The organism is Aeromicrobium sp., assembly GCF_036676885.1.
GTDB lineage: Bacteria > Actinomycetota > Actinomycetes > Propionibacteriales > Nocardioidaceae > Aeromicrobium.
The window spans coordinates 35,491-58,351 of the sequence record NZ_JAKFCB010000376.1; the positions used below are offsets into that span (position 1 = coordinate 35,491).

Annotated in this window: 22 protein-coding genes; 11 read left to right on the plus strand and 11 right to left on the minus strand. The window is 70.2% G+C overall.

Annotated features, from left to right (window positions below; genetic code table 11):
- Positions 1-3 precede the first annotated feature (3 nt).
- The 4 genes from V6M46_RS17925 to moeZ form a co-directional block, all read right to left on the minus strand.
- Complete coding sequence (locus tag V6M46_RS17925; RefSeq protein ID WP_332667589.1) at positions 4-3,126, minus strand: ATP-dependent helicase; 3,123 nt, start codon at positions 3,124-3,126, stop codon at positions 4-6.
- Positions 3,123-6,350: an ATP-dependent helicase gene (locus V6M46_RS17930; RefSeq protein ID WP_332667591.1), complete on the minus strand. Its 3,228-nt coding sequence runs from the start codon at positions 6,348-6,350 to the stop codon at positions 3,123-3,125. The genes V6M46_RS17925 and V6M46_RS17930 overlap by 4 nt, the downstream gene beginning before the upstream one ends.
- 29 nt (positions 6,351-6,379) lie before the next feature.
- The gene (locus tag V6M46_RS17935) at positions 6,380-6,679 is read right to left on the minus strand and encodes an MGMT family protein (protein ID WP_332667593.1); all 300 of its coding nucleotides are present in this window, start codon (positions 6,677-6,679) and stop codon (positions 6,380-6,382) included.
- A gap of 80 nt (positions 6,680-6,759) precedes the next feature.
- Positions 6,760-7,932, minus strand: a complete 1,173-nt coding sequence (gene moeZ, locus V6M46_RS17940; protein ID WP_332667595.1) for an adenylyltransferase/sulfurtransferase MoeZ — start codon at positions 7,930-7,932, stop codon at positions 6,760-6,762.
- A 154-nt stretch (positions 7,933-8,086) separates the two neighbouring features.
- On the opposite strand from moeZ, the gene V6M46_RS17945 reads away from it, so the two are divergent.
- The 5 genes from V6M46_RS17945 to V6M46_RS17965 are packed head-to-tail and all read left to right on the plus strand — an operon-like array spanning position 8,087 to position 11,130.
- A complete protein-coding gene (locus tag V6M46_RS17945; protein ID WP_332667630.1) occupies positions 8,087-8,710 on the plus strand; it encodes a TetR/AcrR family transcriptional regulator in 624 nt (207 codons plus the stop codon).
- Positions 8,707-8,970, plus strand: a complete 264-nt coding sequence (locus tag V6M46_RS17950; protein WP_332667597.1) for a DUF3107 domain-containing protein — start codon at positions 8,707-8,709, stop codon at positions 8,968-8,970. The genes V6M46_RS17945 and V6M46_RS17950 overlap by 4 nt, the downstream gene beginning before the upstream one ends.
- A gap of 17 nt (positions 8,971-8,987) precedes the next feature.
- Positions 8,988-9,512, plus strand: coding sequence for a GrpB family protein (locus V6M46_RS17955; RefSeq protein ID WP_332667599.1), 525 nt, complete (start codon positions 8,988-8,990; stop codon positions 9,510-9,512).
- A 44-nt stretch (positions 9,513-9,556) separates the two neighbouring features.
- Positions 9,557-9,898 (plus strand): YciI family protein, encoded by a 342-nt coding sequence (locus V6M46_RS17960; RefSeq protein ID WP_332667601.1) that lies wholly within the window; start codon positions 9,557-9,559, stop codon positions 9,896-9,898.
- Between the two features lie 2 nt (positions 9,899-9,900).
- A complete protein-coding gene (locus V6M46_RS17965) occupies positions 9,901-11,130 on the plus strand; it encodes an RNA polymerase sigma factor (protein ID WP_332667603.1) in 1,230 nt (409 codons plus the stop codon).
- Between the two features lie 69 nt (positions 11,131-11,199).
- Here the strand turns inward: V6M46_RS17965 and V6M46_RS17970 are convergent, their stop codons facing one another.
- Positions 11,200-11,898, minus strand: coding sequence for a ferritin-like fold-containing protein (locus V6M46_RS17970; RefSeq protein ID WP_332667605.1), 699 nt, complete (start codon positions 11,896-11,898; stop codon positions 11,200-11,202).
- A gap of 113 nt (positions 11,899-12,011) precedes the next feature.
- On the opposite strand from V6M46_RS17970, the gene V6M46_RS17975 reads away from it, so the two are divergent.
- Complete coding sequence (locus V6M46_RS17975; RefSeq protein ID WP_332667607.1) at positions 12,012-13,430, plus strand: DEAD/DEAH box helicase; 1,419 nt, start codon at positions 12,012-12,014, stop codon at positions 13,428-13,430.
- A gap of 57 nt (positions 13,431-13,487) precedes the next feature.
- Here V6M46_RS17975 and V6M46_RS17980 read toward each other — a convergent pair whose 3' ends face one another.
- Both V6M46_RS17980 and V6M46_RS17985 read right to left on the minus strand, forming a co-directional pair.
- The gene (locus V6M46_RS17980; protein WP_332667609.1) at positions 13,488-14,156 is read right to left on the minus strand and encodes a L,D-transpeptidase; all 669 of its coding nucleotides are present in this window, start codon (positions 14,154-14,156) and stop codon (positions 13,488-13,490) included.
- Positions 14,157-14,228: 72 nt separating this feature from the next.
- Entirely contained in the window at positions 14,229-15,005 is a 777-nt protein-coding gene (locus V6M46_RS17985; RefSeq protein WP_332667611.1) for a ParA family protein, read from the minus strand.
- Positions 15,006-15,066: 61 nt separating this feature from the next.
- Here V6M46_RS17985 and V6M46_RS17990 point away from each other — a divergent pair, with 61 nt between their 5' ends.
- The 4 genes from V6M46_RS17990 (at position 15,067) to V6M46_RS18005 (ending at position 18,056) form a co-directional block, all read left to right on the plus strand.
- Positions 15,067-15,825, plus strand: coding sequence for an SDR family NAD(P)-dependent oxidoreductase (locus V6M46_RS17990; protein WP_332667613.1), 759 nt, complete (start codon positions 15,067-15,069; stop codon positions 15,823-15,825).
- Positions 15,822-16,667, plus strand: coding sequence for an alpha/beta fold hydrolase (locus tag V6M46_RS17995; protein WP_332667615.1), 846 nt, complete (start codon positions 15,822-15,824; stop codon positions 16,665-16,667). Before V6M46_RS17990 ends, V6M46_RS17995 begins: the two co-directional genes overlap by 4 nt.
- On the plus strand, positions 16,667-17,281 hold the full coding sequence (locus tag V6M46_RS18000; protein ID WP_332667617.1) for a sulfite oxidase-like oxidoreductase: 615 nt from the start codon (positions 16,667-16,669) through the stop codon (positions 17,279-17,281). Before V6M46_RS17995 ends, V6M46_RS18000 begins: the two co-directional genes overlap by 1 nt.
- A gap of 76 nt (positions 17,282-17,357) precedes the next feature.
- Positions 17,358-18,056 (plus strand): FAD-binding oxidoreductase, encoded by a 699-nt coding sequence (locus tag V6M46_RS18005; RefSeq protein ID WP_332667619.1) that lies wholly within the window; start codon positions 17,358-17,360, stop codon positions 18,054-18,056.
- Here V6M46_RS18005 and V6M46_RS18010 read toward each other — a convergent pair.
- Positions 18,053-18,874 (minus strand): PHP domain-containing protein, encoded by an 822-nt coding sequence (locus V6M46_RS18010; RefSeq protein WP_332667620.1) that lies wholly within the window; start codon positions 18,872-18,874, stop codon positions 18,053-18,055. The genes V6M46_RS18005 and V6M46_RS18010 overlap by 4 nt on opposite strands.
- Before the next feature lie 64 nt (positions 18,875-18,938).
- Here V6M46_RS18010 and V6M46_RS18015 point away from each other — a divergent pair, with 64 nt between their 5' ends.
- Positions 18,939-20,378: an FAD-binding oxidoreductase gene (locus V6M46_RS18015; protein WP_332667622.1), complete on the plus strand. Its 1,440-nt coding sequence runs from the start codon at positions 18,939-18,941 to the stop codon at positions 20,376-20,378.
- 17 nt (positions 20,379-20,395) lie between these two features.
- Here the strand turns inward: V6M46_RS18015 and V6M46_RS18020 are convergent, their stop codons facing one another.
- The 3 genes from V6M46_RS18020 to V6M46_RS18030 all read right to left on the minus strand — a co-directional run bounded on the left by V6M46_RS18020 (position 20,396) and on the right by V6M46_RS18030 (position 22,792).
- Positions 20,396-21,091 (minus strand): hypothetical protein, encoded by a 696-nt coding sequence (locus V6M46_RS18020; protein ID WP_332667624.1) that lies wholly within the window; start codon positions 21,089-21,091, stop codon positions 20,396-20,398.
- A 62-nt stretch (positions 21,092-21,153) separates the two neighbouring features.
- On the minus strand, positions 21,154-21,738 hold the full coding sequence (locus V6M46_RS18025) for a histidine phosphatase family protein (protein WP_332667626.1): 585 nt from the start codon (positions 21,736-21,738) through the stop codon (positions 21,154-21,156).
- Positions 21,725-22,792 (minus strand): MaoC family dehydratase, encoded by a 1,068-nt coding sequence (locus V6M46_RS18030; protein WP_332667628.1) that lies wholly within the window; start codon positions 22,790-22,792, stop codon positions 21,725-21,727. The genes V6M46_RS18025 and V6M46_RS18030 overlap by 14 nt, the downstream gene beginning before the upstream one ends.
- Positions 22,793-22,861: the final 69 nt, after the last annotated feature.

Consider the following 22,861-nt stretch of genomic DNA (forward strand, 5'->3'; position numbering starts at 1 on the left):
TCCCTACGCTAGTCCGAGTCTCTGCTCGAGCTCAGCGCGACCGGGCAGATCGGCGAACCGCTTCACCTCACCGAGGCGTACGTAGTAGAACGCGCCGGTGACCGTCGCGGGGTCGATGCCGCGCAGCTCCGCCCAGGCCAGCCGGTAGATCGCGAGCTGCAGCTCGTCGGCGGTGGCCTGCTTGTTGGTCTTCCAGTCGACCACCTCGAAGCCGTCGGGCGTCTGGAACACCGCATCGATGCGGCCCACGAACTGCTGACCGCCGAGCACGAGCGAGAACGGCGCCTCGATCTGCGCCGGCGTCAGGTCGGCGTAGGGGCTGCGGCGGAACGACTCCTTGATCTGCTCCAGCTCCTCGTCGGACTCCAGGTCGACGTCGCCGCGTCCGGGCAGCTCCGTGGGATCGAGCAGGGTCTGCTGGCCGTAGTGGGCCTCGACCCAGGCATGGAAGCGGGTGCCGAACCGCGCGGCGCCGGACGGACGCCGCGGCAAGGGACGGGCGAGATCCTGGGCGAACTGGGCAGGATCCTTTTCCAGCGCCATCGCCGCGGTCGCCGACATCGTGGGTGGCCACGGCACTGTCTGCACCGGTGAGTCGTCGGCTGCCGCCTCCGCGACCAGCAGCTCGATGTCGTGCTCGAGCTCGTCGAGCCGCCGCAGGTCCGCAGCCTCGGGATCGGCCGGTTCCGGTATGTCGAGCGTGCCGGCGAGTGCGGACCGTACGTCATCCGCGAGGGCGCGCCGACCGGCGAGGACCGGCAGCCCGGCCGGCCAGGGAATGCCGTCCGCGACCAGGAGGTGCGGGTTGGTCTCGTCGTCGGCGGGCTCGTCCGCCCACACCGAGGGCTTGACCCCCTGCGCCTCGAGGAAGTCACGCGTCTCGGTGAGGAACGTCGACGGCCCGAGCGGCTTCTGCTGCGTGCGACCCCACCAGTGGCCGCTGACGACCAGCCTCCGGGCGGCGCGCGTGTAGGCGACGTAGGCCAACCGCCGTTCCTCCATCAGGGCGTCGGCGCGTTCGGCCGCCATGAACTCCTTGTTGGCGGCGGGTGTCCAGTCGTCGATGTCGGGCAGGCTGGCCGCATCGCCGCGCAGCGAAACCGGCAGCGTCTGGGCGCTGGTGGTCCAGCGGCCGCGGCCGCGCGACGACGGGAAGATCGTGCTGGAGACGAGCGGGACGAACACGGTCGGCCATTCGAGGCCCTTGGACTTGTGGATCGTGAGCAGCTTGACCGACTCGGCCTCGGACGGGGTCGAGACCTCCATGCCGTCGTTGTAGAACTCCTCGGCAGCGAGATAGGCGACCAGGCCGGACAGCGAGGCGTAGCGGTCGGTGCCGGCGTATGACGCCACGGCCTCGAGCAGCAGCGCGACGTTGTCGGCGCCGCCGGAGACGTCGCCGGCCTCGAGCTCGATGTCGAGGTCGAGCGCGCGCACGGCGCGGCGAGCCAGGTCGAGGAGCGGGTCGCTGACGTGCGCGCGTACGGACTTGACGACCTGCGCGATCTCGGCGAACCGGGCGCGCGCCTCGGCGGAGTAGGGCAGCTCACCGGGGTCGTCGACGGCGTCGGCGAGGGAGACGATCTCGGTCGGGTCGGTGCCTTCGACCGCCCGGGCGAGCTCGTCCTCGAGCGTGGGGTCGTCACTGCTGCGGGACACGCGTCCGCTGAGCGCTGACGCCCGCCGGCCGAGCAGGGCGAGGTCGCGGGGGCCGATCCGCCACCGCGACCCCGTGAGGAGGCGAAGCATCGCGGGGTTTGCCGTGACGTCCTCGACGACCTCGAGCAGCGAGAGGACGTCGAGAACCTCTGGCTGCGAGAGGAGGCCCGCGAGCCCGACGATCTCGAACGGGATGTGCGCCTCGCGGAGCGCCTGCACGATCGCGCCGTTCTCGCGGCCGACCCGTACGAGGATCGCGATGTCCCGCAGACGCCCCGGGGTGTTGCGGATCGCCTCGACGAGCGCGCGGACCTCGTCGTCGACGGTCGCGTGCAGCGAGACGTCGACCGTGCCGCGGGCGTCGACCGCCGACTCGAGCGGCTTGACCGACGAGGACGTGGCGTAGAACGGGGCGGCGAGATGGTTGGCCACGGCGATGATCTCGGGCGCACACCGGCGGGTCTCGACGAGCGAGAACAGGCGCCCGCGCCCACCGTCGGTGGCCGGGAAGTCGTCGAGGAATCCCTCGAGGTTGCCGGTGGCCGCGCCGCGCCACCCGTAGATGCCCTGCGCCGGGTCGCCCACGGCGGTGACCGGGTGGCCGCGGCCACTCGCCGGCTCGTCGCCGGAGAACAGCGCCTGGAGCAGGTCGCGCTGCGCCACCGAGGTGTCCTGGTACTCATCCAGCAGGACGACATCGAAACGGTCACGCAGGGCTTCCCCGACCGGGTGCAGGTCGGCGAGCCGGGCACCCCAGGCCATCTGGTCCGAGAAGTCCATGACCCCGTCGTCGGCCTTGGCCTGCTGGTAGCGGTCGACCAGATGGCTCAGCTCGATGCGTCGCAGGGCGGCCGACGCGGCGTCGCGCAGCACGGCAGGCGGCTTGTCAGTGGTCTCGTAGGCGTGGATGATGTCGCGGTCGTGCTCACGCAGCTCCTCGGTGCTCACGAGGTGCTCGGAGAGCTGCCCGTCGAGCGTCATGACCTGCCCGACGAGCGAAGGGACGTACGTCGTGATGGCCCCGAGCGAGCCGTCGAACGACTCGATCGACCGGGCCATGCGCTGGAACCGCGAGGCGTCGGAGACGATGCGCAGGTCGGGCTCCACACCGAGCCGCAGGCCGTGCTCGGCGATCAAGGAGCCGGCGAACGCGTGATAGGTCGCGGTGGTCGGCTCGCCATCGAGCTCGACGCCAAGACGCTCGAGACTCGCCCGGATGCGCTGCCCCAGCTCGGCCGCCGCCTTGGTCGTGAACGTCAGTCCGAGCACGCGCTCGGGTGGCACGCCGAGGTGCCCGACGAGCCACACGACCCGGGCGGCCATGACAGTCGTCTTGCCGGATCCGGCTCCCGCGATGATGGCGCTGGGGCGGTCCGGGCCGGCCGTGATGGCGTCCATCTGCGGCTGGGTGAACGGGATGCCGAGGATGTCCCGCAGATGGTCCTCGTCCCTGACCAGGGTGCTCATGCTCGCTCCGTCAGGATCGAGGCGCCCTCGTCCTTGGCGGGGCACACGCGGGCGAACTCGCAGTACTGGCAGGCCTTGACCGAGGCCGTCGCCGGGAACTGCTCGGCGTCGACCGCGTGCACCGATCGGCGGAGCTGTTCGACGGCGAAGAACGGCTCGTCGCCCCGTGGCGCGTCCTGCGGCTGGACCTTGGGATAGCCCGGTACGCCCGAGGCGTCGTTGCGGAGCTGGACCAGCTCGGCGCCGGCGGCCGGCGCGCCGGGGGCGAGGCCTTCCGTCGCCCCCTCCTCGACCGCGAGCTGGTAGAAGCCGAGCTGCGGGTGCTGCGCGATCTCCGGGCCTGTCGGCGTGCCCCGCGAAGTCTTGAGGTCGATGACGTGCACGCCGTCGTCGCTGAGCTCGACCCGGTCCATCGAACCGTTGAGGACGACCGGGCGACCGTCGACGTCGGTCGTCACCTCGAACCTGTGCTCCGCCGCCAGGACCTCTCGGCCGTGCTCGAGGTGCCACCGGCAGAACCGCTCGAGCGACTCCTTGGCGGCGGCCCGCTCACGAGCGCCGACCCACGGGGCGTACTCGAGCTGGTGCCACACCCCGTCGAGGTGCTCGGCGAGCTGCTCGGGTTCGGGATCGAGGCCGGCCGTCACGACCTCGGCGGCGATCGCGTGGACGATCGAGCCGAAGCCTTGCGCCGCAGTGGTGCCACGCTGGCCGCGCGCCTCATGACCGAGGAACCACTTGAGCGGGCACTCGGCAAGCGTGGACACCGAGCTGCCCGACATGCGCAGTGGCTCGGCCGGGTCGTGCAGGGGGAGGTCGTTGGCGGTGATCTCGCGCAGGCCCCACCACTGGTCGGGATGCGCCGAGCGGGCCCGCGGGTGCTCGGCGAGCCGGGCCAACAGCTGGGCGGATCGTGCGCGTACGGCCGGATCGTCGGTCGACTCCCCCAGCCGGCGGAGCTCGGCGACCGCACCGCGCAGGTTGAGCGCCCGCCGCGGACGGTGCCGCGTGCCCGGGAGCATGCGGCCCGCAGCGCCGAGGGTGTGGGCGTGCAGCTCACCGACGAACCGCGACGGCTGGTCGCCGGCGTCGTCGCCGCTGGCCACGGCCGTGACGACGAGCCGCGAGCGAGCCCGGCTGCAGGCGACATAGAACAGCCTGCGCTCCTCGGCCAGCGCCTCGCGCGCTGCCGGCGGTGGCAGGAGCCCGTCGGCGCCCAGCCGGTCACCCTGGAGCAGGCTGCCGCGCATGCGTACGTCGGGCCACTCGCCGTCCTGCACGCCGGCGACGACCACCAGCGGCCATTCGAGCCCCTTGGAGCGATGGGCCGTCATGAGCTGGACGGCACGGGCACCGGTGCCCTGCTGGGAGAGGTTGTCGGCCGGGATCTGCTGGGCCTCGAGCCGGGTGACGACCTCGGCGATGCCGAGTCGGGCCTGCTGCTCCTCGGCGCGCGCCGCCTCGACGAACAGCGCGACGAGCGCGTCGAGGTCGTGGTTGGCCCGGGCCGCTCCCTCGCCGCCGCCCGTCGCCTCGGCCTCGAGGCGCCGGTTCCACCCGGACTTCTCCCAGATCGTCCAGAGCACCTGTTCGGCCGACTCGCGCGCGGCGATCTGCTCGGAGGCGACCTTCAGGAGCCGGGCGAGGCGAGCGGCGGCCGCCACGGCGTCACCCTCGGGGCTCCCGGGACGGGCGAGGGACTTCAGGTGCACGGGGTCGGAGAGTGACTCGGCGACGAGGACGCGCGAGGGCCGTGGACTGCTGCCGTCCTTGGCCGCGTCACGGCGCAGGACCCGGCCCAGCCGCCGCAACGACGCGGCGTCGAGCCCGCCGAGCGGCCCGGTGAGCAGGGCGGCCGCCGACGCCGGGTCGAGCGTCGCGCCGGTCTGCATCTCGTCGGCCGCGTGCACCGCGGACAGGAGCGTACGCACGGCCGGCTCGACCGCCAGCGGGATCTCGTCGCCGGCCACCTCGACCGGGACCCCGGCGGCGGTCAGCGCACGCTGGAGACGCCCGACGTGGACGCCCGAGCGTACGAGGACGGCCATGTCCTCCCAGCCGACGTCGTCGTGCAGATGAGCCTCGCGCAGCAGCAGCGCGATGTGCTCGGCCTCCGCTGTCGGCGACGAGAACGTCTGGACCGTGACCTCACCCTCGTCACGCGTGCGTGACACCGGCGAGCGCAGCGCGGCGTATGCCTCGCCGTCGATGGCGCCCAGCACGCCGCGGTTGTCGACGATCGAACGGACGGCCGCGCCGATCGTCGGTCCGTAGCGGTTGGTGTGGCGCAGCGTGACGACCGGGACCCGGGTCGACGCCGTCGAGAAGCGGTCGGCGAAGTCGAGGATGCCGCGCACGTCGGCCCCACGGAAGCCGTAGATCGACTGGTAGGGGTCGCCCACCACGACGAGGTCGCGTCCCTGGCCGGCGAGCGCCGCGAGCAGCTGGACCTGGAGTGGATCGGTGTCCTGGTATTCGTCGACGACGATCAACGAGAACCGGTCGCGCCATCTCGCCCGGCGCGCGGGGTCGTCGAGCAGCCGAACCGCCTGGAAGATCAGGTCGGTGTGGTCGATCGTGTTCTGCAGCGCCGCGACCGAGGTGTATTCGTCGAAGAACCGGCCGGCCGCGACCCAGTCAGCACGCTCCGTCGCCTCGCCGAGCCGTTCGAGGTCGTACGCGTCGAGGCCCCGCGAGCGGGCGGTCGCCATGAGCCGCTGCAGCTCGGTGGCCATGCCGCGGGTCTGCAGCGCCTGGCGCAGCTCGACGGGCCACGTCTCGGGGTCGGCGCCGGCGAGCACCTCGCTGATGACCGCGTCCTGCTCCGGCGCACTCAGCAGCCGCATCGGGCTCGCGTAGTCGCCGGGGTCCTGCTCGGCGCGCAGCATGCCGTAGCAGAACGAGTGGAACGTCATCGCCGGCGTCGTCGCGGTGGTGCGGTCGAGCCGGCGGGCGATGCGGCTGCGGATCTCGGCGGCGGCCTTGCGGCTGAACGTCAGGACCAGGATCTCCTCCGGCGCGAGCCCTCCGAGCTCACCACGATCGCCGCGCTCGACCCGGTCGACCACGAGCTCGACGAGCGTCGTGGTCTTGCCGGTGCCGGGGCCGGCGAGCACCAGCAGCGGGCCGCCCAGGTGGTCGACGACGGCCTGCTGATCGGCGTCGAGCACCGGAGCGACGAGCGGCTCGACGCTCGGCTTCTCCAACACGTACTCGACCGGCATGACCCCATCCCACCAGACGGGGCGGACACTCAGTCGTCGAACCGCCAGAGGGCGCGCTTCATGTCGACGGCTGAGCCGTTGTTGCGCATCGGGGTGTCCTCGATCGCATAGTGCTCCTGCGCCCCGACACCGTGCGACGGGGGCAGCGAACCGTCAGCGCGTACGACCCGCCACCACGCGACGGCACCGCCCTCGAGGGCCATGACGCGGCCCACCTGACGTGGACCGCCCTCCTCGAGGATCTCCGCGATGATGCCGTACGACAGCACCTTCCCCGGCGGGATCTGCTCGACCAGGTCGAGGACCCGATCGGCGAAGTCGTCCTTCATGAGGACCACCCTGCCGTGGGAGTGACGACATGCAGGCGACACGCCGATGGCGGCCTGCAGTTCGTCACTCCCAGCGGGGGTCAGTACGAGGGCTGGCTCGGGTCGATCTGGTTGACCCACGCCGCGACGCCGCCGCCGACGTGCACGGAGTCCTTGTAGCCCGCGCCCTTGAGCACCACGAGCGCCTCGGCCGAACGGATGCCGGTCTTGCAGTGCAGCACGATCTGCTTGTCGCCCGGCAGCTGCTCGAGGGCCTTGCCGTTGAGGAAGTCGCCCTTGGGGATCAGGATCGAGCCCGGGATCTTGTTGATCTCGTACTCACCGGGCTCGCGTACGTCGACCAGCACGAAGTCGCGCCCGCCGTCGCCGCGCTCCTTGAGCCATCCGTCGAGCGTCGTCACCGAGATCGTCGAGTCGGCAGCCGCCTCGGCAGCCTCCTCGCTGATCGCGCCGCAGAACGCCTCGTAGTCGTCCATCAGCGCCGTGATCGGCTGGCCCGTGGGGTCGCGGCGGATGTTGAGCGTCGAGTAGCGCATCTCGAGCGCGTCGTAGACCATCAGGCGGCCGATCAGCGGGTCACCGATGCCGGTGATGAGCTTGATCGCCTCGGTCACCATGATCGAGCCGATCGACGCGCACAGCACGCCCAGCACGCCGCCCTCGGCGCACGACGGGACCATGCCCGGCGGCGGGGGCTCGGGGTAGAGGTCGCGGTACTGCGGCCCCTCCTGCGCCCAGAACACCGACACCTGGCCCTCGAACCGGTAGATCGAGCCCCAGACGTACGGCTTGCCGAGCAGGACGGCCGCGTCGTTGACGAGGTAGCGCGTCGCGAAGTTGTCGGTGCCGTCGACGATCAGGTCGTACTGGCTGAAGATCTCGAGCACGTTGTCGTTGTCGAGGCGCTCGTTGTGCACGATCGTCTTGACGTACGGGTTGGTCTCGGCGACCGATGCCGCGGCCGACTCGGCCTTGGGCTTGTCGATGTCGGACTGCCCGTGGATGATCTGGCGCTGCAGGTTGGACTCGTCGACCACGTCGTCGTCGATGATGCCGAGCGTGCCGACACCCGCCGCCGCGAGGTAGAGCAGCGCAGGGCTGCCGAGGCCACCGGCGCCGATCACGAGCACCTTGGCGTTCTTGAGCCGCTTCTGGCCCGTCATCCCGACGTCGGGGATGATCAGGTGCCGGCTGTAGCGACGGACCTCGTCGATGGTCAGTTCGTCGGCGGGTTCCACGAGTGGGGCGACCACGGGTTCTCCTCTGCTTGCGGTGCGGTGCAAACGGTTCTGGCGGCATAACACCGCATCCACGCACCATTGTTCCCCGTCGGCGCAACGTCGCCGGTGGGCGTCCGAATGTCGGGCACCACCGACTACTGTTGGGTCCGTGACCGAAACGACCCCGATGCGTCCGCGCACGAGCCGCCTGCCCCGCACGGCACGGCGTGCTCAACTGCTGGAGGTTGCGCTCGAGGTGTTCGTCGAGCAGGGCTACCACTCCGCGTCGATGGACGAGATCGCCGAGCGTGCGGGCGTCTCCAAGCCCGTGCTCTACCAGCACTTCCCCGGCAAGCTCGACCTCTACCTCGCCCTCCTCGAGACGTCGTGCGACACCGTGATCGACGGCGTCAAGACCGCCCTCGCCTCGACCTCGGACAACCGCAAGCGGGTCCGGGCCACGATGGAGCTCTGGTACGACTACGTCGCCGACCAGGGCGCCGCGTTCCGCCTCGTGTTCGAGTCCGACCTCACGAGCGACCCGTCCGTACGCGAGCAGATCGACCGCGTCATCGAGGAGTCGGCCTCCGCGATCGCCGAGGTCATCCGCGAGGACACCGGGCTCCCGGTCGCCTCGTCCCACCTGTTGGCGGTCAGCCTCGTCGGCATGGGCCATGTCGGGGCTCGCAACTGGCTGTCGCAGGACTCGAGCCTGACCCGCAGCGAAGCCGTCCAGCTCGTCGCCGGCCTGGCCTGGCGCGGCATCGGCGCATTCCCCCGCAACGAAGATGACATCAAAGGAGATGAGTGACCGTGGAGGTCAAGATCGGCGTGCAGCACGTCGCCCGTGAGCTGTCAGTGGCAACCGAGTCGACGCCCGAGGACGTGCTCAAGGCGCTCGACACCGCCCTCAAGGACGAAGCGGTGTTCACCCTGACCGACTCCAAGGGGCGTACGGTCGCGGTTCCGGCGGCGAAGGTCGCCTACCTCGACTTCACCTCCGACCTCGGCCGCAAGGTCGGCTTCGGTCTCGCCGCGAGCGAAGCCGTCACCGCCGCCGCCTCCAAGTAGGGCGCGCAGCTCGGCACATGGCCGAATACCTCCTCCCGCCCACGCGGGTCGATGGGTCGATCGTGCTGGCTCCCTACGACCCGGCCTGGCCTGCGGAGTTCGAGACCCTCGCCGCCCGCATCCGTACGGCCCTGGGCCCGGTCGCCACCGACGTCGAGCATGTCGGTTCGACATCGGTCCCCGGGCTGGCGGCCAAGCCGATCATCGACATCAACCTGCTCGTCGTCGACAGTGCCGACGAGCAGGCATACCTCCCTGCGCTCGAGGCACTGGGTTACGTGCTCCACATCCGCGAGCCGGGCTGGCACGAGCACCGGCTCCTGCGCCTGGAGGCGCCGAGGGTCAACCTGCACGTCTTCACGACCGGGTCGGCTGAGCACGACCGGATGATCACGTTCCGCGACCGCCTGCGCGCGGATCCGCGGGCGTTCGACCTCTATCTGTCGACGAAGCAGCGCCTCGCGGCCAGGCACTGGCATCGCGTGCAGGACTACGCCGACGAGAAGTCCTCCGTCGTCGAGCAGATCCTGTCGGATTCGTAGGGTCCCGTTCGTCGTAACGATGAGACCCGACCGAAGGAGCAGCGATGAAGTACATGATGTTGATCGTCTCCGACCCCGAGGCGGCCGACCGGCCGAGCGACCCGGCCGTCGACCAGGTCGAAGACTGGGTGGCCAAGCACGACAGCAGCGGCAAGCGGCTGATGGGCCAGCGGCTGCACCCACCCGAGTCCGCCACGACGATCCGGCGCCGAGGCGGTGAGCTGCTCGTCACCGACGGTCCGTTCACCGAGTCCCGGGAGTGGATCGCCGGATTCGACATCCTCGAGTGCGAGGACCTTGACGAAGCCATCGCGATCGCGTCATCGCACCCGATGTCTGCCGCCGGCGCGGTCGAGCTGCGGCCCTATTGGCCCTACGAGTCCTGAGCATGAGCGAGGGTGGGCGCGCGGCGGTTGAGGACGTCCGTCGCGCGCTCGCTGACGCCATGGCGGAGCAGCGGTTGCGCATCGTCGCCTCCCTCATACGTACGACCGGCGACTGGGACCTCGCGGAGGACGCCGTCTCCGACGCCGCCGAGCGGGCGCTCTTGAGCTGGCCCCGCGACGGCATACCCGACAACCCGCCGGCGTGGCTCACCATGACGGCGAGACGACGGGCGATCGACGTGTTGCGCCGCGCCCAGGTCGAGCGAGGCAAGCTCGCCGACCTGGCCGCCCTCGAGGAGCTGACCGCCACGAGCACGGACGAGTCGCCGATGGGTGACGACCGGCTGCGGCTCGTCTTCACGTGCTGTCACCCCGCGCTCGCCCTCGAGGCGCGAGTCGCGCTGACGCTCAAGGTCGTCTCAGGGCTGTCGACCGAGGCGATCGGGCGCGGGTTCCTGACGTCGGAGGCCACGATGGGTCAGCGCCTGCTGCGCGCGAAGCGCAAGATCGCGCAGGCCGGCATCCCCTATCGCGTGCCGACCGACGACCTCAGCGAACGCGTCGACGGCGTGCTGGCCGTCATCTATCTGGTGTTCACCGAGGGCTACGCGACCGCGGCGCACGGCCTCGCCGACGAGGCGATCCGGCTCGGCCGGCTGCTCGTCGGACTCCTGCCGGCGTCCGACGAGACCCGCGCGCTGCTCGCCCTGATGCTGCTGCAGCACGCCCGGCGCGATGCGCGTGACGTCGACGGTGAGCGCGTGACCCTCGAGCAGCAGGACCGCACTCGCTGGCACCGCGACGAGATCGACGAGGCACTGGCGCTGCTCCGCCGTCGCTGGACGGTGCGCGGCCCGTACGCCGTGCAGGCCGACATCGCCGCGGTGCACGCCACGACCCGCTCTGCCGACGAGACCGACTGGCCCGCGATCGTCGCGTTGTACGACGAGCTGCTCGACATCGCACCGTCACCCGTCATCGCGCTCAACCGGGCGATCGCGGTCGGCATGAGCGATGGCCCCCTCGCCGGGCTCGCCGCCCTGGAGTCGGCGGCCGGCGACCCGAAGCTGGCCGGGCACTACCTCGTCGCCGCTGCGCGCGGTGACCTCCTCACCCGCGCCGGGCTGCAGGACGAGGCGCTGATCGCGATCGAGCAGGCGATCGAGCTCGCGCCGACCGAGCGGGAGCGCCGTCAGCTCGAGCAGCGCGCCGCCGAGCTCCGCCGACCCTGACCGGAGCGGTGAGTTGGCGTCCAGATCAGCTCCCGAAGTGGACGCTAAGTCACCGCCCTCTCGGACGGGTCAGGCGGCGAGGCCGAGCTTCTCCATGCGCGCGGCGTGCGCCTCCGTGAGCCGGGTGAACATGCGGCCGATGCCGGCCAGGTCCATCCCGGGATGGTCGACACCGCCGACCAGCACGGTGCTCAGCGCGTCACGCTCGGCGACGACGGTCTGCGCCTGGCTGAGCGCCTCCCCCATGAGCCGCCGGCCCCACAGCGCCAGCCGGCCGCCGACGCGCGGATCCTTCTCGATCGCACCCCGTACGGCGTCGACGACGAAGTCGGAGTGCCCCGTCCCGCTCAGCGTGTCCAGGACGAGCTCGCGGGTCTCGGTGTCGAGGTAGGCCGCGATCTCCCGGTAGAAGTCGGCCGCCAGGCCGTCGCCGACGTACGCCTTGACGAGCCCCTCGAGCCAGTCCGACGGCGTCGTCTGCCGGTGGAACCGCTCGAAGATCGTCGCGAACTCCTGCATCGTCTCGTACGGGTCCTCGCCGAGCTGCACGAGCCGGTCGCGGAGCTTCTCGAAGTGCTCGAACTCCGCCGTCGCCATCGCGGCGATCTCGACCTTCGTCTTGAGGTCGGGCGCCATCTTGGCGTCCTCTGCGAGGCGTTCGCAGGCGCTGATCTCGCCGTACGCCAGGATGCCCAGCAGCTCGATCACACCCGTCCGGTAGACCGGATCGTCCAACGTCGAGGGCGGCGGAACGTTCTTGGAAGCCATGCCCCGCAGCGTAGCGGGAATGCCGGCCGCGCCAGACGATAGACTGGGCCCAGAAATCACACGAGTCTCAAGAATTCGAGAAGACCCTGACTACGTTCAAAGATCTGGGCGTCATGCCCGAGATCGCCGACGCATTGATTGATGTCGGCATCGAGAACCCTTTCCCGATCCAGGAGATGACGCTCTCCGTCGCCCTCATGGGCACCGACCTGATCGGCCAGGCGCGCACCGGAACCGGCAAGACGCTGGCGTTCGGCATCCCCGTCATTCAGCGCACCGTCGCGCCCCACGACGCCGACTACGACCAGATCGTCGCCGGCAAGCCACAAGCCCTGATCGTCGCTCCGACGCGTGAGCTGGCGATCCAGGTCGCCAGCGACATCGAGGTCGCGTCCAAGCGCCGCGGCACGCGCAACCTGACGATCTACGGCGGCGTCCCCTACGAGTCGCAGCTCGACGCGCTGAAGTCCGGCGTCGACATCGTCGTCGGTACGCCCGGCCGCCTGCTCGACCTGGCCAACCGCGGCGCGCTCGACCTGTCGCACGTCAAGTCGCTGGTGCTCGACGAGGCCGACGAGATGCTCGACCTGGGCTTCCTGCCCGACGTCGAGTCGATCCTGGCCAAGACGCCGGAGACCCGCCAGACGATGCTGTTCTCGGCGACCATGCCGGGCGCGATCGTCGGGCTGGCCCGCAAGCACATGCGCCACCCCATGAACATCCGCGCCGAGTCCGGCGAGGACACCCAGATGGTGCCGGCAACGGCGCAGTTCGTCTGGCAGGCGCACGAGATGGACAAGGCCGAGATCGTCGGCCGCATCCTGCAGGCCGACGACGTCGGCAAGGTCCTGGTCTTCACGCGTACGAAGCGCACGGCGCAACGCGTCGCCGACGAGCTCATCGACCGCGGCTTCCCGGCCTCGCCGCTGCACGGCGACATGGCGCAGCCGGCCCGTGAGAAGGCCCTGACCCGCTTCCGCGAGGGCAAGATCAACATCCTCGTCGCGACCGACGTCGCCGCCCGCGGCATCGACGTCGCCGGCATCACGCACGTCATCAACTACAACTGCCCCGAGGACGACAAGACGTACGTCCACCGGATCGGTCGTACGGGCCGCGCCGGCGCCTCAGGCATCGCCGTGACGTTCGTCGACTGGGCCGACATCACCCGCTGGAAGCTCATCAACTCCGCGCTGGGCCTGCCGTTCGACGAGCCGCAGGAGACCTACTCGACGTCCGACCACCTGTTCCACGACCTCGGCATCGACCGCGGCGTCAAGGGCCGGATCAAGGACGCGTCACCCCGTGAGCCCAAGAAGGACGACGGCCGTGGTGGCGGTCGCGGCCGCAGCGGCGGAAGCGGCGGCGGACGTGGCGGCGAGCGCAGCGGTGGAGGCGGCGGCCGTGGCGGCGAGCAGAAGGCGCAGCAGTCCTCGGCCGGCGACAAGCAGAGCGAGGGCGGACAGCGCCCGCGTCGCAACCGCAACCGCACGCGTTCGCGCGGCGGCGCCCCCGTCTCCAAGACGGACTGACCCCAAGAAAGCCCGACGACGCTGACTGGTCACCTTTGACCCCTCAGCCGTCGGGGCTCAGGCGGTGACGACGACCGTGGTGCCCACCGGCGCGAACTCCCACAAGGCGATCGCGTCGGGCATCCACTGGCGAATGCACCCCGCGGAGAGCGGGGTGCCGAGCTCCGCCTTGGTCTGCTCCAGGTCGCCGTTGTTGTAGCGGGGCACCGAGTGGAACCCGATCGGCGCGCTGAATCCGGTCGTGAAGCGCACGAAGTACTCCATCGTGCCGGTGCCGTCGAACGCCGTGGCATGGCGCGACCGCGACTGCACGGCGTACGTCCCGGGCTCGAGGTTGTCGAAGCGACTGCCCGAGACGAGGTACGTACGCTCGACCGCGCCGTCGTCGCCGACGAGCCAGACCCGCTGATCGCCCTCGTCGAAGACGATGCGGCGACCGCTGCCCGACCCCGCCGGCAGCTCGGCCACCTTCGTCACGCTGGCGGCAGCGACCCGGCGCTTGGGCTCAGGATCAGGCTCGGGGACGACCAGGGCGTCGATGCGCGCCGTCTCGAGGGCGGCGGGTGCGAGCGCCGAGGTGTCGGCGACGGCTCGATCGGCCTTGAGCTGCGGCAGGATCCCGACCGCTGCGCCGCCGATCGCGATCGTGACGCCCATCGCGAGGCCAAGCACACCCACCCGGCCGCGACGGCGGACCATTCGGTGGGAGGCGCGGTGCTTGGACACGCCCACATCCTAATCGGCCGATGCTCGACCCATCGGTCTTCGGGCTTACCCGCCCGTGGAAAGCGTGGAAGGCTACGTCTTCTTCGTGCCGTTGAGCATGCCCGCGGCGACCTGGCGGTAGGCGTCGGCGCCCTTGTGCGTCCGGGCGGTCGCGAGCACCGACCGGCCGATCGCCGGCGCCTCGGCGAACCGGATCGTCTTGGGGATCGGCGGCGTCACGACCGGCAGCTCGTACGTCTCACGGATCGCGGCCAGGACGTTCTGCGCGTGCTTGGTGCGCCCGTCGTACATCGTGGGCAGGACGCCCATGATCTCCAACGACGAGTTGATGAACTGGCGCACGTCGTGGATCGTGTCGAGCAGCTGGCCGACGCCGCGGTGCGACAGCGTCTCGGCCTGCAACGGGATCAGCACCTTCTCGGCCGCGGACAGCGCACCGACGGTGAGGATGCCGAGGGTCGGAGGGCAGTCGATCAGGATCCAGTCGTAGTCGTCCGCGACCTTGTCGAGGGCGACCCGCAGGCGCTGCTCGCGTCCCGTGCGGCCGATGAGGCTCTCTTCGGCCTGGGTCAGGGTGATGTTGGCCGGCAGCAGGTGCATGCCGTCATCCGTGATGACGATCGCGTCCTCGGCAAGCTTGGTGCCGAGCAGCACCTCCGCGACCGTGACGTCGAGATCCTCCGGGTCGATGCCGAGGGAGAAGGTCAGGCTGCCCTGCGGATCGACGTCGACCAGCAGGACCCGCTGCTTGAGCTCGGTCAGCGCGGCGCCGAGCGACACGACTGTCGTCGTCTTGGCGACGCCACCCTTCTGGTTCGCCACTGCGATAGTCGTCGTCACGGTCGCCATTGTGTCATCACGTGGCCCGGCCTCGGCGCCCCTACGCCGAGGCGTTTGGCATGCTTGCTCCATGACACGTCGCGCGCTGGTGACCGGGGCAACCTCAGGGATCGGCAACGCGTTCGCGAAGGAGCTCGCCAAGCGCGGCTACGACCTCGTGATCGTCGCGCGTACGACCGAACGGCTCGAGGCGCTCGCGACGCAGATGCGCAGCAAGCACCGGGTCGAGGTCGACGTCGTGACGGCCGATCTGTCGACCACCGAGGGCGTACGAGCGGCGGTCAACAAGCTGACCGACACGACCCTCCCGGTCGACCTCCTGGTCAACAACGCCGGAGCGTCGCTCGCCGGCTGGTTCGGCACGACCGACATCGGTGACGAGGACCGGCAGCTCGACCTGCTCGTGCGCGCGCCGATGCATCTCATGGACGCCGCGATCAAGACCATGGCCGGCCGCGGCGGTGGTCAGATCATCAACGTGTCGAGCGTCGCCGCGTTCACGCCGCGCGGGGTCTACTCGGCGCACAAGGCCTGGCTGCTCAATCTGTCGCGGTGGGCCAACTTCCACTACGCCGACGTCAACATCTCGGTGCAGGCGCTGTGTCCCGGGTTCGTACGCACCGAGTTCCACCAGCGCGGCGAGATGGACGTCTCGGGCGTGCCGAAGTGGATGTGGCTCAAGCCTGACAAGGTCGTCAGGACCTCGCTCAAGGACCTCGACAAGGGCAAGGCGGTCTCGATCCCGTCATTCCGCTACAAGGTGCTGACGATCCTGGCGCAGTACATGCCCAAGCGCCTCGTCACCCGGGCTGCGAAGCGCGGCCGATGAGCACGCCGAAGTCGCTGGAGCTGCCGCCGGGCGTCGAGGCCGTGACGCTGGAGACCTCGCGCGGCCGGTTCGCGGCGCACACCGTCCGGGCCGACATCTCCGCGGCGCACGTCCTGCTCGTGCCGGGCTGGACCGGTTCCAAGGAGGACTTCACGGCTCTGCTGCCGTTCCTCGCGAGAGCCGGACTCGACGCCACGGCGTACGACCAGCGCGGTCAGTACGAGACTGCCGGCGCCCCCGGCGACGACTACTCGTTGGACGGATTCGGCGCCGACGCCATCGCGGTCAGCACGGCCGTGACCGAAGGTGGCCGGTCGCACGTGCTCGGTCACTCCTTCGGCGGTCTGGTCGCTCAGCACGCCGCGGTCACCGACCCGTCCGCGTGGCGCAGCCTGAGCCTGCTCTGCTCCGGCCCGGGCGCCCTGGGCGACTCCCCGACGCGGCCGCTCAGCGCGCTGGTGCAGTCGATCGGCGTCATGACCCTCGCCGAGATCCGCGCAACGCTGCCGCCGGACCCGTCGGTGCCGCCCGACATCGCGGAGTTCCTCGACAACCGCTTCACCTCCAACACCGAGGCATCGCTCAAGGCCATCACCCAGCTCCTGATCGACGCGCCCGACATCATCGACGACGTCGCGGCGACCGGGCTCCCGTTCTGGGTCGGCCGCGGTGCCGACGACGACGCCTGGCCCCATGACGCGCAGGAGGCCATGGCCAAGCGCCTCGACACCGAGATCCACGTGATCGACCACGCCGCGCACTCGCCCGCCGTCGAGAACCCTGACGGCCTGTTGGACGCGTGGCTGCCGTTTCTCCACCAACACAGCCGGGAGGGTCGCTGATGGCCAAGTTCACCCGCGGATTCACCGGAGGCGCCCGCCGCGGCGGCGACAAGCGGCTGCCGCCGGGCCAGTACGACACCGGCGCCGGCTGGCCGGTCCTGACCGCCGAGCTGACCCCGACGATCGACCTCGACACCTGGACCATGACGGTCGACGGCCTGGTCGAGAACCCCACGACGTGGGACTGGCGCGGCATCCACGCGCTGCCGCCGTCGTCCTACTTCGGCGACATCCACTGCGTGACGACGTGGACCAAGTTCGACACGACGTTCGCCGGCGTCAGCGTCGACGCGTTGCTCGAGATCGCGAAACCCAGGCCCGAGGCCACGCACGTCATGGCGACCGCGACGACGGGCTACAACACCAACCTGCCGCTCGAGGACATCACGGACGGCAAGGCGTGGATCGTGTGGGAGTTCGACGGCGAGCCGCTGGCGCCCGAGCACGGCGGGCCCGTACGCCTGCTGGTGCCGCACCTGTACTTCTGGAAGTCCGCCAAGTGGATCACCCGCATCGAGCTGATGGACCACGACGAGCAGGGCTTCTGGGAGCGCAACGGCTATCACGACCGCGGCGACCCGTGGCTCGAGCAGCGCTATCAGGGTGATGCATGAGCGAGCGCCAGCGAGTGAACAATCAGGCACTCACGCTGTCGTCCTCGTATCGTGGGTTTCTATCGGGGGCGACAGCGTGACAGAGGCGGTCGCGAGCTCGTGGACCACTGGCATCGTGCGCGAGGTCGAGCGGTTCGGCGAGACCTACGTCAGGTTGCGGCTCGAGGTCGCAGATCGTCATGACCACGTGCCGGGCCAGCACTACGTCGTACGCCTGCGGGCGCCTGACAACTACACGGCCCAGCGGTCGTACTCACTGGCCTCCGACCCCGCCGATCCGTTGATCGAGCTCATGGTGGAGTGCCTGCCGCGTGGCGAGGTCTCGGGGTTCCTGCACGATGTCGTCGAGGTCGGTGACGAGCTCGAGCTGCGCGGCCCGATCGGTCGCTGGTTCGTCTGGGGCGGCCAGGTCCCCTCTCTGTGCGTCGCGGGCGGTTCGGGCGTCGTGCCGTTCGTCTCGATGCTGCGGTATGCCCGCCGGCTCGGCACCGCGTCGCAGCTGACGATCGTCGCCTCGGCCCAGACGCGCGAGCGGTTGCCCTACATCGAGGAGCTCGAGGAGTTCGGCGCGTTCATCGCCCTGACCCGCGAGAACCACGGCGATCGCGTCGCCGCGCACATCTACCCCGACGAGCTGGCGGAGCTGTCCAAGGGCATCGAGCGCGCGTACGTCTGCGGGTCGGCCGGGTTCGTGAGCTTCGTCGGACGCAGCCTGGGCGAGGCGGGTGTGCCGAGCGACATCGTGCGCGTCGAGCAGTTCGGCGCGACGAGCTAGCCGAAGAGGCGGCGGTACTGCTCGGGCTCCGTCGTGTTGCTGCCGAGCGGGAAGTCGACCTTGCCGGTGCCGTGGTAGTCGCTGGAGCCGGTCCACACGAGGCCGAGCTCGCGCGCGATCTGGCGCAGCACGGCGCGATCCTCGGCCCCGTGGTCGTTGTGGTCGGCCTCGAGCCCGTCGAGCCCTTGCTCGGCGAGGGTCCGGATGCGGTCGCGGGTCAGCACCCGGTGGCTGCCGCGCGACCACGGGTGCGCCAGCACGGTCTTGCCGCCGGCGGCCTTGACCAGACCGATCACCGTCGGCAGGTCGGCGGCGTAGCGGTCGACGTACGCGGGCTTGCCGGGCGTGAGGTAGCGCTCGAACGCCTCCCCGCGGTCCTTGACCACGCCCAGCTCGATCAGGGCGTCGGCGACGTGGGGGCGACCCATCGCGGCGGCATTCGCCGACCTGGCGCGCACGTCGTCTGCGGTGATGTCGATGCCGAGGCCCTGGAGCCGCTCGAGCGTTGCCGGCAGGCGTGAGTTGCGGCCGTCGATGATCTTGCGCAGCTCGATCGCGAGCGGCTGGTACCCGGGGTCGAACTCGTAGCCCAGCAGGTGCACGCTCTTGCCGCCGAGCTTGGTCGAGATCTCGATCCCGTGCACCAGCGTGATACCGACCCGCTTCGCCGCCTCGTCGGCTTCCTTCCAGCCCTCCGTGGAGTCGTGGTCGGTGATCGCGATGACGTCGAGCCCGGCGGCCTTGGCGTTCTCCATCAGCTCGGTGGGGCTGTCGGTGCCGTCGGACCGGTCCGTGTGCGTGTGGAGGTCGATCTTCACGTGGTCAGGCTACGGGTTCGGTCGATCGCCCACCGGCAAGGCTCAGGCCACGTACGATCGGATGATGTCGAGTCAGCCTGTCCCAGTTGTCACACCTCTGGTGGTCAATGACACCCACTCGCTGCTCAACGAGACCAAGGTGGCCAGGGTCGTCGAGATCGGGTCGGTCGACGACATCATCGCTGCGATCGCGGCCGCCGAAGCTGACGGACTGCCGATCGCGATCGGCGGCGGGCGGCACGCCATGGGTGGTCAGCAGTTCTGCGAGGCGGGGGTGCTGCTCGACATGAGGGCCTGCTCCCGAGTGCTGGCGCTCGACACGTCGCGCGGGCTGGTCACGGTCGAGGCCGGCATCATGTGGCCCGAGCTCGTCGCCCACCTGCTCGCTGCGCAACCGCAGACCGGGCCGACCGACCCGGCAGTGCCGCGGTGGGGAATCCGGCAGAAGCAGACCGGAGCAGACCGCCTCACTCTCGGCGGATCGATCTCGGCGAACGCTCACGGACGTGGCCTGGCCTACGCGCCGATCGTGCAGGACGTCGAGGAGCTGACGGTCGTCGACGCACAGGGCGTGGTGCGCACCTGCAGCCGTACGCAGGACGCCGACCTGTTCGGCCTCGTGATCGGCGGCTACGGGTTGTTCGGCGTGATCTACTCGGTCACCCTCCGACTCGAGCCTCGACGCCAGGTGGAGCGAGTCGTCGAGGTGCGGGACATCGGGACGGTCGGCGAGGCGTTCGGCGCCCGGATCGCGGACGGATTCACGTACGGCGACTTCCAGTTCTCGATCGACGAGGCGGCCGACGACTTCCTCGAGCGGGGGGTCTTCTCCTGCTACCGGCCGATTTCGGAGGAACGCGCGATCCCGGCAGACCAGAAGGCGCTGACCCGCGAGGAATGGGGACGGCTGCTCTACCTGGCCCACACCGACCGGGCCGAGGTCACCGAGCAGTACATCGCCCACTATCTCGCCACGACCGGACAGCTCTACTGGTCCGACACGCATCAGATGGCCGACTACGTGGACGGCTACCACGCGATGCTCGACGAGTTCCTGCCGACAACCGTCTCGGCGACCGAGGTCATCAGCGAGATCTACGTCCCCCGCGATCGACTGATGGACTTCATGAGCGCCGCTGCGACCTACCTGCGCCGGGCCGGCTCGATCGTGGTCTACGGCACCGTGCGCCTCATCGAGCGAGACGACGTCACGTTCCTGGCGTGGGCCCGCGAGCCGTACGCCTGCGTGATCTTCAACCTGCACACCGAGCACACCCCGGACGCGATCGACCGGACTGCCGAGGACTTCCGTCACCTGATCGACCTCGGCATCGAGCGCGGCGGAAGCTTCTTCCTGACCTATCACCGGTGGGCACGCCGCGACCAGATCGAGGCGTGCTACCCGCAGATGCCCGAGTTCCTCGCCCGCAAGCTCGCGTTCGACCCCCACGAGCGGTTCCAGAGCGACTGGTACCGCCACCTGCGGGACCTGTTCACCGGCTGACGGAGACGTGCGCCGGGTCAGCCCAGCCGCTGGAGGTAGCTCCGCACCAGATTGTCGGCGAGCTCTGTCGCCGCACCGGGTTCGCGCCCGGCCGCCGACAGGGAGACGAAGGCCGTGACCGACGTCCGCCCGCTGGCCACGTGGACCGTGGCGATCAGGAGTCCCCGGTCAGACTTCGCATCGCTTGCGAACTCGGTCCGTGCGGCAATGATCCCGGTCCAGGCGTCGATCGACAGCTTGTCGACAGATCCCTTCCCGTGGGTCGCCGGCACGACGCCCTCGCCGACTCTGCGTTTCGGCAGGTCGAACACTCCGACATATGGCTCCTGGAGCTTGCGTGCCGACGCGACCGCCTTGGTCGCGGCGGCGGCATCGTCCTGATGTATCCCGTGCAGGGCGACAAAGTCCATCGGAGTCGCCCGGACCCGCACCTGCTCGGCGCCAACGAGTGACGCCGGCTCGATCGTTGCCGTCGTGGCGACGGTGTCCTTGCGGTACGCCTCGCAGTCCGTCTTGTCCTGCGGGCATCTACGGGTGATCTTGCTGGCGCCGGGGATGTCCTCGAGCTTGGGCAGAGCCGACTCGAGCTGCTTCAGCGTGTAGACCTTCGGTGCGGGCTTGGTGGTCGGCTTGGCGGCATCGGAGCCCGAACCTCCTCCGCAGCCGGCCAGGAGCGCGAGCCCGGCAACGAGCACCGCAAGACGCTGGAACATCGACGTGCCTTCCCCCGAAGTGTTGAGCAATCAGCATGTCATGCGTCCGGCCGTCATCCGGCTCAGGGCAGGCAGTTCCACTGGCGTACGACCTGGGTGCCGCGGTCGACGCCGAGCACCGAGATCGTCGAAGTGTCGAGCGCGAACAAGCGGCCCTCCGACACGTCGAGGCCGAGCCAGCGAGCGGCCAGGGCCCGCAGCGAGTGGCCGTGCGCGAAGACCAGGGTCTTGCCGTCGGCCGCGCGGGCACGGGCCACGACCCGGTCGAGGCGCTCGGCCACCTGCTGCGCGGTCTCGCCACCTGGTGACGGATGCGTCCAGACACTCCAGTCCGGCACGGTCCTGCGGATCTCGGCGGTCGTGAGGCCTTCGTAGTCGCCGTACGCCCACTCGGCGAGGTCCTCGTCGTGCACGGCATCGGGGAATCCGGCGAGCTCGGCGGTGTGGACGGCGCGTCGGCGCGGGCTCGTCAGGACGTGCACGAAGTTGATGCCAGCCAGCGGACCCACGAGCGTACGAGCGGCAGCCTCGCCCTTGGCAGTCAACGGCAGGTCGGTCGTGGACGTGTGCTGGCCGCCGCGACTCCACTCCGTCTCGCCATGGCGCACCAGCCAGAGCTGGTCCTCGACCTCGTCAGCGTGGGACAAGGGCCCAGACGTCCAGGTCGAGGAGCACGCCGGGTGCGTACTTGCCCGCTTGTCCTGAGCCTGCCGAAGGGTCGTCCTCGCGCAGGGTCATGGACTCGTCGCGGCCCCTGGTGGCCACGAGCCGCAGGCGCAGGGCACCGACGCCGGTGCCCTCCCACGCTGCGGGCGTGGCCTTGTCGAGCACCTCCGACCACGCGTAGATCGTGTCGCCGGCGAACGCGGGCGACGTGTGTGCGCCGGCGTTGATCGCCGCGATCAGCTGGGCGTTGGCGAGCCCGTTGAACGACAGCGCCCGGGCCAGGGAGATGACGTGGCCGCCGTAGACGAGCCGGTTGCCGTCCGGGCGGGCCTCGGTGTTGAAGTGCACCTTGGCGGTGTTCTGCCACAGCCGGGTCGCGAGCATGTGCTCGGGATCGGTGAGCGTGACACCGTCGACGTGGTCGATCTTCTCGCCGACCTCGTAGTCGTCGAAGCGGTGCGGCTCCCCCGCAGCCACATCGTCGTACGCCGTGAAGTCCAGCCCGGCCGGGAGGACCAGGTCGTCCGGGGCCACCACCGGGGCGAGGTCCGGCAGGACGGTCTCGGGGGCCGGCGCGTCCAGGTCGCGCTTGTGCACCATGACCCAGCGGGCCCACTCGAGCACGACCTCGTCGCGCTGGTTGGTGGCGGTCGAGCGTACGTGGACCACGCCGGTCTTGCCGTTGGAGTTCTGCTTGAGGCCGATGACCTCCGACTGCGTCGCGATCGTGTCGCCGGGAACGACCGGGCGGTGGAAGCGGCACTCGGCGTAGCCGAGGTTGGCCACCGCGTTGAGCGAGATGTCCGGAACCGTCTTGCCGAATGCGATGTGGAACGCGATCAGCTCTTCGACCGGATGCCGGCTGAGGCCGACGGACGCCGCGAACTCTGCGGAGGACGGCACCGCGAAGCGCGTGGGATAGAGCGCGCCGTAGGCCGCGCGGTCGCCCTCGGTGACCGTGCGGGGAGTCGCATGCCGGAGGACCTGCCCGACCTCGAAGTCCTCGAAGAAGTTGCCGGCGTTCGTCTTGGTCATGTCAGACGGCGAACGGGTCGCGGCCGGGCATCTTGGTGAGCAGCTCCTGGCCCTTGGCGAGGAACTTGT